1 pseudogene is annotated in these 219 nt (G+C 60.7%); it reads right to left on the minus strand.

What is annotated here, in order from left to right:
• A pseudogene (locus tag EXE44_RS22005) lies at positions 1-147 on the minus strand (sialidase); the annotation flags it as partial.
• Between the last annotated feature and the right edge of the window lie 72 nt (positions 148-219).

Raw genomic sequence — 219 nt, forward strand, 5'->3', positions numbered from 1 at the left:
GGAGGCGACGAACACGCCCTCGGTGTGGTCCCACGACTTCACCGCGGTGACGACCCCGCAGTCGAGGACGGGGTCGAGCTCGTCGCGCTCGAAGGGGACGTCGTCCGTTCGGTACAGCCCCGAGTCTGTCCCGATCAACAGTGTCATATTCGGAAGTCAGTCGGACGCATAATAAAGTTTTACCAATCTGTAAAACGCTAAGTGGCCGGGGGACGACGG

It is taken from the genome of Halorubrum sp. SS7 (assembly GCF_005435055.1).
Lineage (GTDB): Archaea > Halobacteriota > Halobacteria > Halobacteriales > Haloferacaceae > Halorubrum > Halorubrum salinarum.